Origin of the sequence: Aeromonas sp. 82P, assembly GCF_051919365.1 — a bacterium.
Classification (GTDB): Bacteria; Pseudomonadota; Gammaproteobacteria; order Enterobacterales; family Aeromonadaceae; genus Aeromonas; species Aeromonas veronii.
Window position 1 is genome coordinate 1,595,878 of the sequence record NZ_JBQBEV010000001.1, and the last position, 15,540, is coordinate 1,611,417.

The following is a 15,540-nucleotide window of genomic DNA, read 5'->3' on the forward strand; positions in this document are numbered from 1 at the left end:
TTGTCGTTAGTGTATGCGATGTGGCGTGAAAACAAACGGCGCGACCTGAAACAGAGTGAGCTTATCCCGCTCTTGTTACGTTTTGTCACATTTATACATAGTCACGGCATAGTCTGGGGCTAAAATGGCCCCAATCTGGATTTACCCTCTCACTCTTCATGGACTGTTCGATGAAAATGCGTATCTGGCTCGGCTTGGGCCTTCTTCTAATTGTGGTTGCCGGCGTCTGGGCGCTGCGTCACAGCGAACCCGCCGCCAAAGCACCGACCAGACAGGTCAATATCCGCACTCAAACCGTCAAGCAGAGTCTGGCCGAGCCGACCCTCAAGCTGGTGGGCAAGCTGGCGGCCAATCGCTCCGTCATCATTAGCCCCGAAGTGACCGGCCGCATCGTCAAGATTGCGGTGCAATCAGGCCAGAGCGTGGCGAAGGGGGAGACCCTGATCGCGCTCGATGCGGGCAAGCAGCAGGCGGAGCTGGCCGAGCAGAGCGCCAGTCTGCGCGACGAGAACCGCAAGCTGAGTGATATGCGCAAGCTGGTGGCCCGTGGCGCCGTGACCCAATCCGAGCTGGAGGGGCAGGAGGCCACCGTGGCCCAGGTGCAGGCACGCCTCGATGCCGCCCGCTACGAGCTCTCCCTGCGTACATTGCAGGCGCCCTTTGCCGGTACCGTGAGCCTGATTGACTTGAGCGAAGGGGCGCTGGTCAACAGCGGCGACACCCTGCTGCATCTCGATGAACTTGATAAACTGCGCCTCGATCTGGCGGTGCCGGAGCGTTACCTCTCCCTGCTGCGCCCGGGCATGGCGGTTACCGCCACCAGCACTGCCTGGCCGGATCAGCAATTCAACGGCACCCTGACCACCCTCGACAGCCGCATTTCCAACGATACCCAGAACATCAAGGCGCGGGTGATGATCCCCAATGGCAATGGCCAGTTGCGCCCGGGCATGCTGCTCAATGTGGAGCTGGCGCTGCCTGCCCAGCAGCTCACCCTGATCCCCGCCCAGTCGGTGGAGTACGCCGGTGAGCAGCGCTTTGTTTACCGTCTCGAGGCCGATGGTCGGGTCAAGCGGGTGCCTGTGGTGCTCGGCGAGACCGAAGGGGAGACCGTCTGGGTCACCGAGGGGCTGAAGGTCGGCGATCGCATCGTGGTCGAGGGGCTGGTCAATCTGCGTGATGGGGTGCAGGTGCGTGATCTGGCCGAGGTGAACGGCTGATGTGGCTCTCCGATATCTCAGTTCGCCGCCCGCTGGTGGCGGTGGTGCTCAGCGCCCTGCTCACCGTGTTTGGTCTGGTCGCCTTCAGCAAATTGACGGTGCGGGAGATGCCGGACGTGCAGATCCCCTCGGTCTCCATCACCACCACCTATGAGGGGGCGGCCCCCTCGGTGATGGAGAGTCAGGTCACCAAGCCCATCGAGGATCAGCTCTCCGGCATCAGCGGCATCAAGAACATCAACTCCATGACCCGCAAGGGGCGCTCGATGATCACCGTCGAGTTCAAGCTCGGCTGGAACATGGTGGAGGGGATCTCCGATGTGCGCGATGCCCTCTCCCGCGCGCGGCCCCGGCTGCCCGATGATGTGGACGAGCCGCTGGTAACCAAGGACAGCGGCAACGGCGATGTGGCGATCTGGCTCAACTTCAGCAGCAGCCAGATGGATCGCACCGCCATGACCGACTACGCCAACCGGGTGCTGGTCGACCCCCTGAGTCTGGTGGACGGGGTGAGCGAAGTGGCGCTCTCCGGCGATCTCACCCAGGTGATGTATGTGCGGCTGCGCCCTGCCGACATGGCCGCCCGTGGCATCACGGTGAGCGATGTGGAAGATGCCCTCAAGCGGGAGAACATCGAGCTGCCGGGTGGGGAGATCCGCAACAACTCCATGACCATGGCGGTGCAGATCGCCCGTCTCTACCACACAGCGGAAGATTTCCAGCAGCTGCAAGTCACCACCGCCGCCAACGGCCAGAGCGTCTATCTGGCCGATATCGCCGACGTGGAGGTGGGAGCCAAGAACGAAGACAGCGCCTATCAGCGCAACGGCAAAGAGAGTCTGGGTATCGGCATCGTCGCCCAGTCCACCGCCAACCCGCTGGCTGTCGCGCAGGGGATCGAGAAGAAACTCGGTGAGATGCAGCGCTTCCTGCCAGAGGGGGCCAAGCTCGAGGTAGATTACGACTCCACCATCTTTATCAAGCAGGCGATCGACGAGGTTTACGAGACCCTGGCCATCTGCGCCGTGCTGGTGGTGGCGGTGCTCTATCTGTTCCTCGGGCAGGGGCGCACCACGCTCATTCCAGCCATTACGGTGCCGGTGTCGCTGATTTCTGCCTTTATCGGCGCCTGGTATTTCGGCTTTTCCATCAACCTCATCACCTTGCTGGCCCTTATTCTCGCCATCGGCCTGGTGGTGGATGATGCCATCGTGGTGGTGGAGAACATCCACCACCATCTGCAGCGGGGGGAACCGCCGCTGCTCGCCGCCTGGCACGGCACCCGCGAGGTGGGCTTTGCGGTCATCGCTACCACCGCCGTGCTGGTGATGGTGTTCGTCCCCATCGCCTTTATGGATGGCATGGTGGGGCGGCTCTTTACCGAGTTTGCCATTCTGCTCTCGCTTGCGGTGCTCTGCTCCTCGCTGGTGGCGCTGACCCTGACCCCGGCCATGGGCTCCTGGCTGATGCGCCCGCTGGATAAACCGAACCTGCTGACCGCCGGGCTCGATCGCGGGCTGGGCTGGCTGGAGGGGCACTATCGCCACCTGCTGGCGTGGGTGCTGCGTCGCTCCCGCTGGACGCCGCTGCTGCTGTTGTTCTGTCTGGGCGGTATCGGTGCCCTCTTTACCCAGCTGCCGACCAGCCTTACCCCGACCGAGGATCGCGGCGTCATCTATGTCTTCGTCAAGGGGGCGGAGGGGACCAGTATCGAGCGGATGAAGCGCAACATGCAGCAGGTGGAGTCCGCCATCATGCCGATGCTCGGCAAAGGGGTGGTGCAGGCGCTGAGCTTCAGCACCCCCGCCTTTGGCCGTGGCGGCGATCAGACCGGTATGGTGATCATCCAGCTCACCGACTGGGCCGAGCGCGACGTCACCGCCACCGAGTTCTCCCGCTCGCTGGGTGCCAAGCTCTCCGGCATTCCCGATGTGATGATCCGCACCTTCCAGCCCGGTTTCCGCGGCGGCTCCACCGCGCCGGTGCAGTTCGTGCTGCAGGGTAACGACTATGCCGAGCTCTACCAGCAAGGGTTGGCGCTGCAACAGGCGGCGCAGGGCAGCGGCCTGATGCTGAGCCCGGATCTCGACTACGCCGAGAAGACCCCGGAGCTGCAGGTGACCATCAATCGCGACAGCGCCAGCCAGCTCGGCATTCCGGTCTCCACCGTGGCCAACAGCTTACAGACCCTGCTGGGCGGGGCGAGCAAGACCACCTATGTGGACAGGGGCGAGGAGTATGACGTCTACCTGCGCGGCAACCAGACCGAGTTCAACGGCATCTCGGATCTCGGTCGCATCTATCTAAAAGCCGCCAACGGCGAGATGGTCAGTCTCTCGACCCTAGCGACCGTCAAGCAGGTGGCGACCGCCAACCGCCTCAACCACTACCAGCGGCAAAAGGCGATCACCCTGACTGCCGACGTGCACCCCGATCACACCCTGGGTGAGGCCCTCGATTTCCTCGATGGCTGGGCCAACGCCAACCTGCCTACCGGCATGACGGTGGATTACGCCGGTGATTCCAAGGATTACCGCGACAATCAGGGGGAGATGGTGCTGGTCTTTGGCCTCGCCCTGCTGGTGGTCTATCTGGTGCTGGTGGCCCAGTTCGAGAGCACCCTGACCCCGGCGGTGGTGATGGTGACGGTGCCGCTCGGCATCTTCGGTGGTCTGCTTGGCCTCTGGCTGACGGGGCAGGAGATGAGCATCTACAGCCAGATCGGCATGATCATGCTGATCGGCATGGTGACCAAGAACGGCATCCTCATCGTCGAGTTCATCAACCAGCTGCGCCAGCGCGGGGAAGGGTTCGAGGAGGCGATCATCGCAGGCTCGGTGCGCCGCTTGCGCCCTATCCTGATGACCTCGCTCACCGCCATTATCGGCGCGGTACCGCTGATGCTCTCCATGGGGGCCGGCTACGAGAGCCGGATGGCGGTGGGGACAGTGGTCTTCTTCGGATTGTCGCTGGCAACCCTGGTTACCCTGCTGGTGGTGCCCGCCATTTACCATCTGATCGCCCGTCACGCTGGCATGACAGGGGCACGGGATCAGCAGGTAGACGAAGCGTTGGCCGCCAAGGGGGCAGGGGAGTCGCAGCCTCCGGCGCCCTGATCAGCACTTTGGCCTCAATCCTGGCCTGAACCCTGACCTGCGCGCTCAAGCGGGGGCCAGTTATTAGCCTCCATCATCACAAGGGCGCCTGCGGGCGCCCTTGCTATTGTGGGCGGCGGCCTATTCCGCGGGATCTATAGGGACAAAAAGCCATCGCCCCCCTTGGCCGCAACCGGTATAATGCGCGACCCGAATTTTTCCAGGTGTTTAAAATGCAGCCGGTACCCAACCTTTTCTCCTATCCCCGCTATTGGGCCGAGTGCTACGGCACGGCGCCCTTCCTGCCCATGTCCCGCAAAGAGATGGACAAGCTCGGTTGGGACAGCTGCGACGTCATTCTGGTGACGGGGGATGCCTATGTGGATCACCCGAGTTTCGGCATGGCGGTCATCGGCCGCATGCTGGAGGCGCAGGGCTTTCGGGTCGGCATCATCGCCCAGCCGGACTGGTCATCGAAGGATGACTTTATGCGTCTGGGCAAACCGAACCTCTTCTTCGGGGTGACCGCGGGCAACATGGACTCCATGATCAACCGCTACACCTCCGACAAAAAGCTGCGCCACGACGACGCCTACACCCCGGGGGATGTGGGCGGCAAGCGGCCGGATCGCGCGACCCTGGTCTATACCCAGCGCTGCAAGGAGGCCTTCAAGGAGGTGCCCGTCGTTATCGGCGGCATCGAGGCTTCCCTGCGCCGTATCGCCCACTACGACTACTGGTCCGAGACCATCCGCCGCTCCATCCTGCTCGATGCCAAGGCCGATATCCTCATCTACGGCAACGCCGAGCGGCCGCTGGTGGAGGTGGCCCACCGCATCGCAGCGGGGGAGACCATCGACACCATGCAGGATATTCGCGGCACCGCCGTCATCCGCAAGGAGCCGCTGCCGGGCTGGAAAGGGGTGGATTCGAGCAAGCTCGACCAGATTGGCCGTATCGATCCCATCATGAACCCTTATATGGAAGGGGCACCCTGCTCGGATGACGCCACCGACGCGGCACCTGCCGCGCAGGAAGCCCAGCCTGTGCTGGTGCAGCCGGCCAAGCCCAAGCCGTGGGAAAAAACCTATGTGAAGCTGCCGGCGTTCGAGCGGGTGAAAGAGGACAAGGTGCTCTACGCCCACGCCTCGCGCATTCTGCACCACGAGACCAACCCCGGCTGTGCCCGCGCCCTGTCGCAGGCTCACGGCGATCGCATCGTCTGGGTCAACCCGCCCGCCTTCCCGCTCGAAACCGAGGAGATGGACGGCGTCTTCGGCCTGCCCTACCAGCGGGTGCCGCACCCGGCCTATGGCAACGAGAAGATCCCCGCCTTCGAGATGATCAAGACCTCGGTCAACATCATGCGCGGCTGCTTTGGCGGCTGCTCCTTCTGCTCCATCACCGAGCACGAAGGGCGCATCATCCAGAGCCGCTCGGAAGAGTCGATCCTCAAAGAAATCGAAGATATCCGCGACAAGGTGCCGGGCTTTACCGGCGTCATCTCGGATCTCGGCGGCCCTACCGCCAACATGTACAAGCTGCGCTGCAAGAGCCCCAAGGCCGAGCAGACCTGCCGTCGAGCCTCCTGTGTCTGGCCCACCATCTGCCCGCACATGGACACCGACCACAGCCCGACCATCAACCTCTATCGCAAGGCGCGCGACCTCAAGGGGATCAAGAAGATCCTGATCGCCTCCGGCGTGCGTTACGACATCGCGGTGGAAGATCCCCGCTATATCAAGGAGCTGGCCAAGTACCACGTCGGCGGCTACCTCAAGATCGCGCCGGAACACACCGAGGAGGGGCCGCTCTCCAAGATGATGAAGCCGGGCATGGGCAGCTACTACCAGTTCAAGGAGCTGTTCGACAAATACTCGAAAGAGGCGGGCAAGCAGCAGTACCTGATCCCCTACTTCATCTCAGCCCACCCGGGCACCACCGATGAAGACATGATCAATCTGGCGCTCTGGGTCAAAGAGAACCGCTTCAAGCTCGATCAGGTGCAGAACTTCTACCCGTCGCCGCTCGCCAACGCCACCACCATGTATTACACGGAGAAAAACCCGTTAAACAAGGTGAGTCGCGAGGGGGGTGATGTGTTCGTCGCCAAGGGCGAGCGCCGTCGCCGCCTGCACAAGGCGCTGCTGCGCTACCACGATCCCGCTGGCTGGCCGATGATCCGCGAAGCCCTGCTCGCCATGGGCAAAGGCCACCTGATTGGCAACGGCCCCGGTTGTCTGGTGCCAGCAGAAGGGCGCAACGAGCGCGCCGCCAGCGGCAAGGGCATGAAACCGGCCCTGACTCGCCACAGTAACATTGCCCATCAACGCGGCAACGGCGCAGGCAACAAGCCGACGGGTGGCAAGCCGGTGGGCTCCCAGTTGCAGAAAGGGGCGGCTAATGGCAAACCGGCCGAAGGCAAGAGTGCGGGTAAAAGCAAACCTGCCGGCAAACCCGCCCATAAGGGCAAAGCGCCGACCCGCGCTGGCTCTGCCAAGCCCGCAACTCAGGGCGGCAAGCCAGCTGCCAAAGGGAATGGTGCCAAGCGACCGGCGCGGTAAGTTTTCCTGATTGGAAAGCGATAGAAATAAAAAGGCGACCAGATGGTCGCCTTTTTATTTGAACGTATTATATGGAGTGTATGGAGAATGATTAATGTAGTGGGTGCAGGCTATTTTAAAGTTATTACAGTATTCTCTATTTAGTTATATTATTTCTCAATGATTAACTGATCTTAAATAGACATAATTTTTCACAAAATATTTGAATGATTCTTTTTCGTTCAATATTATATTGCCAATACGCTTGATCTAATTTTTTTATTTTGTCTGTACCATCGATTGCTTCATATTCTTGATCAGATAATATCGTGTATCTAACCCAATTCATCATCCAAGAAAGAGCGGTGTCCATAATGGATTCATCTTCATTCGATAGGCCAATTGCAGAGCTCAGCGCAGTATAGGAAATGCTACCTTGGGAAACTTTTTTAAATAATCCCGGATTAACTACTTTTAGCGTGCTTACGAAAGTAATAATAGGAACCAATCTGAGATGGTTTTTTTCTGATGTACTGTAAATAATAGCTAGGTTTGTAAAAACCTTTTCTAGTTGTCGGAGTGATAAATTGAAGTGTTGACCGAGAGGCTTTAGACAATCATGTATATTATGTTCATCTCCCCATAGTTCTAGTTCATGCAATTGTAGCAATCTATTTATATAGGCGCTTATGTCATGGCCATGATAGCTATTTAATCTTTTGGGAAGAGAAGTTTCAATGTTTATAAATTTATGTAAATAAGTGTGAGCATCAATATTTTCACCATATACAGACTTAATCGCTTCTTCTAGCTGTGATTTATGCATAACCAGAACAAAAACAACATTTTTTACGGAGAAAAAATGTTTAATTTTCTCAAGGATCTCTACAGCGAATGATGGTCGACATCTGTCTAATTCATCAATAATAATAACTAAACGCCCACTTCTATTTTCTTTTATAGCGTTTGGAATTTCTGACAATGACTCTTTGAAGCTTTGAATAAGCTCACTCTCTTTTGTATGTGAGCTCAGTCTTTCTTGAATTAATGCAGAAATACTTTCCGATGTGTCAGAAGCAATATCACTCCCTATTTCTGACAGAGCTTCGATATCTGAGCCCTTGATAGCACCAAGAGTAGCCGCCTTTATTCCTATTTTTGCACTCCACGAGAGAAGGCGAATACCTACTTTTTTTGCCTTATCTGAAAAATGGGCTTTAGCCTCAGTTTCGGGAGCGTATTGTTCTACATATGTATTTATAGAACTGGCTATTGATATAAAGGCATCATCAGTGTAGTCATTCTGAAATGCATCAATGTATATGCTAGGAACTCCATTTTCTTTCAAAAGCCCTTGCCACATCTTAACGAAAGTTGTCTTACCTTCTCCCCATTGACCATCAATGGATATTACAAGGTCATCTGTAGTTCTTGTTACCATATTTGATAAAGCTTGACCAAAATATTTTCTCTGAAGCACATCATTCTTAAATCCATCACCCTGTTCAATTACAAGGCTGGGTGTTACGAATTTCATATCATTCCTTTTTATCGATAGAAAAAATCTTTACACTGCGATTGCTGACCGTGAACTTTAATTTTGCATGACTAAAAATATTTTTTGATAAACTCATCCATGGGCATTGGAAGAAGTTGGTCATTTATTCTAATAATGGCCATTAGTAAGCGTTCCCTGATGGCTGATCTCGGTTTTCTATCCTCAGAATTGTCTATTGCAATCAGTATGTCGCTGAGAATTTCAGTGATTTTTTTAGTGTCCGCCTTGTGATTATTTATTTTTCGATAAATTATTTCATCTATAACAGTGTGAGTGGATACTTTGTTTTCTTTATCGCAAGGACATATGCATTTTCGTTCACCTTGATAAAGTTGAATGCCTGTCCATATGTACATGGGGTCTTTGTATTTTACTGATATGCCATGTTCATTTGTTGTTGGGTACCCATCATCAACATTATAGTGACCTTTGTTATGGCAACTGGTATGCCGAGTCACCTTATATATTCCGAAATGTTTTGATGCTAGCTTAAAATAAGTACTATATATGTTTTCCAGTTTATTCTTAATCATGTAATTAGGGGTTGTATTATCCCAGTAAATACATCCACCTGAATTTTCCACTCCACTAATAACTTTCAGTAAATCGCCTCTTAGCTCTAAGTAAAAACTATTGACTTTCATTGTTTCTCACAATTAATTATTTCAGTGATATTAACGCAGTGAAGGAATATTTTGAGTCTCCTTCATTTCGGAGTGGAGCTTCCACGCTACCGCCCGTGGATTGCAGCTTCCAATATGCTCCCTTGACCCGCGCTGGCTGTAACCCATCGCAGCTCAACAGGTTCTGGATGGCTATGGTAAGCCAAACGAAACTGCCGAGGCGAGTCATTAAATAACTTAACTATCAGAAATTAATCATTTTTTGCGCTTGATCAGCAAATGGAACCGGAAGGCGGCTTTATAGCCATATCCCGCTTTGGCAAGCAGGGAAGGGGAGTGAATTGGGGCGACCTGCTGGTCGCCCCTGGTGATTGCCATATCCGGCGTGCGAGGGGCTAGCCGTTATAGCCGTAGCAGCGTTTGAGCTCCTCGAAGTCGTAGTAGTGGCTGCCGCTTTGGTAGGGCTGGCAGCCCGTTTTAAAGGCGATCTCCTTTTCGTTGTAGAGCATCTTGACCAGCACCTGCCGCTGCCCGTTCTGGTAGATATCCCACTGAATATTGGCGGTATAGGGGGAGACCCAGCCGCCGCGCCACTCGTTGTTCTGCTGGCTGAACAGCTGATCCGGGCTGGCCCCCTGACGGCTCCCTTCCAGCTTCATCAGGGCGGCGAGGGGGATAACGGCTTCGGCGTGGGCAAAGCGCAGGGTGGCCCGTCTGCTCTGCTCGCCTTCCACCACTTGACGTTGCACCTCGCCAAACAGGCCGTCGAGCAGCGGCTGGGCAATGGCGTAGGGGGCGCTCTGGTTAGCAAAGCTCGGCCCCTTCTCGTAGAAATCTTCCGCATCGGAGAGGTAGGAGAACCAGGCAGACTCTTCCGGGGTGAGGAACTGCTCCAGCGCCCAGGGTTCGCTGCCCTGAGCCTGCGCTTCGCGGATCATGCCGGGGCCGATGATAAAGAGGTTGTAGAGCATCAGGGCGGCATCCACTTCGTCGCGCACATAGGTCATGCCGCCATCTTCCGGGTTGACGGCGACAAACTCGACGCCGCCCGCCAGATAGTCGACAAAGCCCTTGCTGTAGATACGCTCCAGCATGCTGCGGGCCATCTCTTTGGTCTTGCTCAGGTTTTTAAGCTGATCCAGCGCCCTGGTCAGCTCGGGGGCCGGGGCGATCCCGGCATCTTCGTCGCCGATAAAGCGCTGGTAGCTCTCATAGGCGGGCAGGTAGCGGGCGTAATCCCCCTCGGGTGTGGTCTTGTGGAAGTAGAGCTCGAACTTGTTGACCAGCTTTTTGTCGATCTTCGAGGGGTCATCCTGCGTGAGGTAGCACTGCGCCGAGTCGCTGACATAGCTCACGTTGCGTTTGAGGCTCTCCATAAAGTAGAAGGCGCTTTCGTTGGCCCTGTCCTTGCCCGAGGTGACCACCTTGATGCAGTGGGGCTCGCTGCTGTTGAGCAGGGTCGGCAGCCGCGCCGCCAGTTGGGTGGCGAGATTGGCGTGCTCCTCCTTGCCCAGCGCCGAGAGCAGGCCATAACCCAGTTTCTGGTTGGCGGCCGTCACCAGATCGACCTTGCCTCCCAGCCCCTGCCCGAGAGTGGTGAGCGCCCCCTGACGCTGCGCCTCTTCCCATACCAGCTTGGTCAGCACGTCATATTTCGGGCTGGAGAGGGAGCGCGAGCCGTGGCGAGCCACCATCTCGGTAAAGACCGGGCTGAACCCCTGGGGCGCTGGCTCGTAGCTCTCCGCCTGCTGTTGCGGGCTGTAGACCGCTTTGGTGCTGTATTGATAGGCGGTTTTGTCCTGGCTGTCGGCAGACGATTCATTCTCTGACTGGCAGCCACCAAGCAAGACCAGCGAGACGGCCAAAGCCACATAAGAAGAGCGCGGGAAAGTCATGATGTTCCTTATCTATCCATATGAAAAATAAGTGAAAAACTCTATGGCTTGAAAATGACCGCGGGATGTCAGCCAGATGACAGGCTGATGACTTCTGATAAAGCAGTAAGCAAGGGGACAGACGTGGCGAGCATGCCCATCAGGGAGCGCTTCTGTTATTTTGGCCTGCCCGGTAGATGGGCTTGGGGCCCGTTCATGACGTGTTTGGCAGGAGCAATCAGATGGCAATAAAAACGCGATCCCGCAGGGAGAAGGTGGGCAGCAATGAAAATAACAAGGGCAACCGGTTGGTCGCCCTTGTGTGATGGGGTTGAAGCGTGGAGCTCTGCCTGTGGATGTGACGGTTACTGCAAATCCGTGCTCAGGCTGGGGGCTCCGAAGTTCACCAGAGTGGCATCGGAGTGCTCGAAGTACTGTGACCAGAAGTCACCAAGTGCATCCATGGTCTTGCCGGAACGATAGGCATGTTTCACCGCGTCTGTCACCAGACCGGCGCCCGTGACGTAGACTCGAGCGCCTTGCAGATCGGCAAACAGCCCCTTGCTCTTGGCCTGCTTGAGCTCGTTGCCGACATTGAGCTGCTTGATCTTGTTGGTGGCATAGAAACTGGTGTAATCGGAGTGCTCCAGCATGTCCGAAATGAGGAACACGACGCGGTCACTGACGCCTTGCTCGGCCTTCATATCCTCACCCACTTTTCGCAGCGAGTTCATGATTTCGCTCTTGGGGATGTCTTGGCGGGCATCACGCAGTGCTTTCACGAACTGTTTGCCAAAGCCGTTACGAAAGACCTTGGTCTGCGTCGTCAGGCAGGTGTCCAGACCGCGCAATTTACGCATGCTGACATCGTCCCGGACTTCCCCTTCCAGCGGCATATCCAGTTGCCCCGCATAAGTCAGGCGAAGGTATTCACCAGGCAAGAAGGCGGAGAAGGTATAGAGCTTGACGCGATCACCGGCTTGGACGAACCGTTCGATCTGCCCCCAACTGCTTCGTTGCAGGTCTTCAGGCATCGGAATGGTCTGGTCGATGATGACTACCAGCTCGCGGCCGGTGCCCGCAGGTTTCATGTCGGCCAGGCCATTACGCTCATAGCAGCTCTGTATGTCGTTACGCTCGGCCGCCAACGCTGCACAAGGCAGCGTCAACGCCAGTAGCAATATATGGGTGATCTTCACGATTAGGCACTCTGCTTGGCGGGAAAGAGGCCCAGGGTCTTGAGGGCCATCTGCTGCTCACGGATATCACGCAACTGAGCTTCATCAACACCCAGTGCGCGGCTGGCCGCGGCCAGGCTCTCTTCGGGCAGGCCAGTGACATCATGGAAATCGGCGGCCTTGACGCTAGGTCCGGCTTGGCTGGGGGCATCAGTGGTTGATAGGACCTCCGTTTCTGCTTGAGCAACCGCAGGTTGTACGGCCGGTGCAACCTCGGCTTGCGCTGCCGGAGTTGCCTGAGGGGCAACCTTGGATGGTACAGTGCTCGGCCTTTCAATAAAGGCCAGGAAGTTACGACGGGCAGATTTCTCCCCTTCCAGCGCACCTAGCACAGCAGAGTTGGTATGGTCACGGCTCGACAACAGGGTCTGCAAACGGCGGAGTTTGTCATCGGCATGGCTGGCAATGGCAGTGCGTTGCTGGTCCATCGCGTCCAGCATCTCCTCGGCAGTCGCATACTCGTGAGTCAGACGCCAGGCTGTTTTGGAATGGGTGCCCGCAAAATGGTATTTGCTGGCAAGCCAGATGCTGATCCCCTGGATGGCGATGTAGATGAGCGACAGCATGACGTAGGTGGTCAGGCTGGCCTCACGGATTGCCTGCATCTTGTCTTCGATGGTGGCTTCTTCCGCCTCGTTGTTGATTGCCTGAGACTCTTCCGGCAGGTCAAATGGCGAACTCATGCTGCTGTCATGCTGGGCCGTTGTTTCTGCACGCATGTTGTTGACCATCTCGGTTTCGATGCTATCGAGGGTCGCGGAGCGTACCACGAAGGCGCCAACAGCCATGCAGGCAACAAATGAAGCACAGACAATCAGCCAGACAAACTTGCGGCTAACATTGGAATTCACATCCTTCAGGCGTGCCAGCAGCTGTTCATAGTCAGGTTTGTCAGAATCCGAGAAGGAGTCTTCCAGATTGATGGCCTTGTTTGCCTTGAGGGTACGAGAGCGTTTGGATGGCTCTTCCCCTTGCCACCAGTGGCGCGCACGGGCTATCAGACTGTTGTGATGCAGGGAGTGCCCGGCAACTTCCGCTAGAAATGCGGATGCGACGGCAAGCAATAGCGCAGTCGCGGCCGCCAGCAGGTGACGGTCATTGGTTGATGCATCCATGTTCATCCAACCTGCGAGCACGTAGGCAAACCCCATTGCCTCGACCAGTACCAGTACTAGCACCAAGGCCAGAACCCACGCAGGGCGCGGGGAACGACCAGCCTCTCCTGCCTTGGCCAGGTAGTCGAGGGAGGCGTTGTAGGCATCTGTTCCTTTTAAATGCTTCTTGTATTCGCGGTAATACACATTGGACAGGGTCACTTCATGGTTGATCCAGCCATTTCCATCGACCGATGCGGGTTTGCGCGCTAGGCGAGCAACGGTGCCGATGAGAGGGAGGCTGTGCCATACCCGGATCAGGAAGTAGGAGACATTCTCCCAATGCCGCCATACCACAACGGCACTGATGAGGAATGAAACAAGGCCAACGGTCAGCATCTGGTTGGCGAGGATCAGCGCTTTGAGCGCTGCCAAAGAAAAGTCTTCCACTAAGTTTCTCCGTTTTCTTATTTGGAATGGGTGGCGGGAATGGGCTTGTAGGAGGCAACATAAGCCTCGGAACCTGCCGGATAGAACAGGGCTCCCTGGCTTACCTGGGCGTTGCCTTTGCTGAACACGAGATCCATGCAGGACACAGATGCCTTGGGATCGCTGGTGAAGACGCGGTAAAGCACTTCACTTTCTCCCTCATAGGTGTTGGCCACCGCCTTGAGGGTTTGAGGCTTCTTCTGATTCGAAGATTTGTAACCCTGAACCACCTGCAGGATCGGTTGACGATCGACCTTGGCGTTGTCACGCAAGATGGAAACCGGAGAAACAGTCACCAGGTGGCCGTTGACGGTATTGGCCCAGACACGATTGTTATAGCCGGGCATGTACTCCTTGGTGGCATGACGTGGGAGAGGTTTGTCGTCCGCCATGCTCAGTACCTGGCCAGCACTGCGCGGCTTATCTGCCTCACAGCTCGACATCGGCATGTCGCTTGCGTATGCGCTGCTAATGAGTGCAAAACCGCTCGCTTTGGGCTTGATGTTCTGAGCCATGTTCCACTGATAGGTTTCAGCAGGCTTGCCGCCGAAGTCCACTGCTGCCTTGGCGTTGGGGGCGGCCTTGGCCATGCTGGTGTCTGGAGCGCTCTGCTTGGCTGTTGTGTGACGAGGTGCTGTTTGCGACGTGGTCGTCACCTTGCCTGAACCGCTTGCGGACTGAGCCGCAGGTCTGGTCGCAGCCACACGAGGTTTGGCGGTCTCGGAAGTCCCATAACGCAGATATCGGGTATTGCTCTCTTCGGATTGGGCTCGCATGACCAAGGCCTGCTCGTTTGCCAGTTCTACAATTTCGACCCGGCGATTCTGACCGCGAAGCAAGGGATCACTGTTGTCTGCTATAGGGCGAGAAGAACCAGCACCTTGATAATAAATGGAAGAGGCCGGGATACCCGATGCGACCAAGATCTTGCCGACGGCTCTTGCCCGTTGCTCGGACAGTCGCAGATTCAGTTCTGCAGGGCCGGTGGCGTCACTGTGGCCGACGAGGAGAATGCGGCGCGCATTCGAGGCGTCAGCGGCGGCGGGTTTGGAATAGAGCTGGGCCAGTTTTGTGACCACTCGCAGACCGCTCTCTGTCAATTGAGCAGAGCCAATTGCAAACATGCCGGAATCGTGTATCTGAGCTACCAGTCCTGCATCCTGTGGCACTCCCGTAACTGCAGATGGCTCGGCAACGGTCAGTTTCTCGGTGGCAATGTTGAGATTTTCTTCCTTGGCTATCCGGTCAAGCTCTTGTAGCCGTGACTGCCACATATAGCCTGCAGCACAGCCTAGCGCCCCCCCGATGGCGCCCCCTGCAACAGCACCTTTCTTTCCGTTGAGCGCGTAGCCTGCAGCGCCCCCGGCTATAATGCCAGCCCCACAAAGAACCGGCATACCGTAATCTTTGCCAATGTCATTGACAGTAGATTTGAAATTCTGCATCTGCTGAGAACTGCAACCAACAGCCACGATCAGCACACAGCTGATAGGCGCAAGACGAAACGATTTATCCATAGCTATTCCTTGCCATTTTTATTTAATAGCGAGATTTAGACATACCAATAAAGTCGGCATCAAAGCTTCTTCGGGGGCGGTAAAATATCGACAGCTATTGACTTTGGACGCATTAGCGCTGGCAGCTTTTGATTATCAGCGCTCAATGCATTAATTCACTTCAATTGCTGTGTCTTATATGACCTGATTATCAGAAGAGGCAATATCTATGCGTTCTTATAGGTATCGAGTGGCTATGATAAGCCAAATGAAGCTGTGCAAGCGAGAGTAAAAGTGATGTAACCATCAG

The 15,540-nt window shown here is 56.2% G+C and carries 9 protein-coding genes; 3 read left to right on the top strand and 6 right to left on the bottom strand.

Annotated features, from left to right (window positions below):
- The first annotated feature begins 170 nt into the window (after nt 1–170).
- From ACTG2S_RS07495 to ACTG2S_RS07505, 3 genes are all read left to right on the top strand, one after another.
- Complete coding sequence (locus ACTG2S_RS07495; RefSeq protein WP_005338352.1) at nt 171–1,220, top strand: efflux RND transporter periplasmic adaptor subunit; 1,050 nt, start codon at nt 171–173, stop codon at nt 1,218–1,220.
- Nucleotides 1,220–4,336 (top strand): efflux RND transporter permease subunit, encoded by a 3,117-nt coding sequence (locus tag ACTG2S_RS07500; protein WP_439982232.1) that lies wholly within the window; start codon nt 1,220–1,222, stop codon nt 4,334–4,336. The genes ACTG2S_RS07495 and ACTG2S_RS07500 overlap by 1 nt, the downstream gene beginning before the upstream one ends.
- A 212-nt stretch (nt 4,337–4,548) precedes the next feature.
- Nucleotides 4,549–6,879 carry a YgiQ family radical SAM protein gene (locus ACTG2S_RS07505; RefSeq protein ID WP_439982234.1) on the top strand — a complete coding sequence of 777 codons (2,331 nt, stop codon included), beginning with the start codon at nt 4,549–4,551 and terminating at the stop codon, nt 6,877–6,879.
- Nucleotides 6,880–7,042: 163 nt separating this feature from the next.
- Here ACTG2S_RS07505 and ACTG2S_RS07510 read toward each other — a convergent pair whose 3' ends face one another.
- From ACTG2S_RS07510 to ACTG2S_RS07535, 6 genes are all read right to left on the bottom strand, one after another.
- A complete protein-coding gene (locus ACTG2S_RS07510) occupies nt 7,043–8,395 on the bottom strand; it encodes a KAP family P-loop NTPase fold protein (RefSeq protein ID WP_439982236.1) in 1,353 nt (450 codons plus the stop codon).
- A 71-nt stretch (nt 8,396–8,466) separates the two neighbouring features.
- The gene (locus ACTG2S_RS07515; protein ID WP_439982237.1) at nt 8,467–9,060 is read right to left on the bottom strand and encodes a hypothetical protein; all 594 of its coding nucleotides are present in this window, start codon (nt 9,058–9,060) and stop codon (nt 8,467–8,469) included.
- Nucleotides 9,061–9,434: 374 nt separating this feature from the next.
- Nucleotides 9,435–10,934, bottom strand: a complete 1,500-nt coding sequence (locus ACTG2S_RS07520) for a histidine-type phosphatase (protein WP_439982239.1) — start codon at nt 10,932–10,934, stop codon at nt 9,435–9,437.
- Between the two features lie 344 nt (nt 10,935–11,278).
- Complete coding sequence (locus tag ACTG2S_RS07525; protein WP_270819234.1) at nt 11,279–12,112, bottom strand: hypothetical protein; 834 nt, start codon at nt 12,110–12,112, stop codon at nt 11,279–11,281.
- Nucleotides 12,113–12,114: 2 nt separating this feature from the next.
- Nucleotides 12,115–13,695 carry a hypothetical protein gene (locus ACTG2S_RS07530; RefSeq protein ID WP_270819235.1) on the bottom strand — a complete coding sequence of 527 codons (1,581 nt, stop codon included), beginning with the start codon at nt 13,693–13,695 and terminating at the stop codon, nt 12,115–12,117.
- 17 nt (nt 13,696–13,712) lie between these two features.
- Nucleotides 13,713–15,251, bottom strand: coding sequence for an OmpA family protein (locus ACTG2S_RS07535; RefSeq protein WP_439982243.1), 1,539 nt, complete (start codon nt 15,249–15,251; stop codon nt 13,713–13,715).
- Nucleotides 15,252–15,540: the final 289 nt, after the last annotated feature.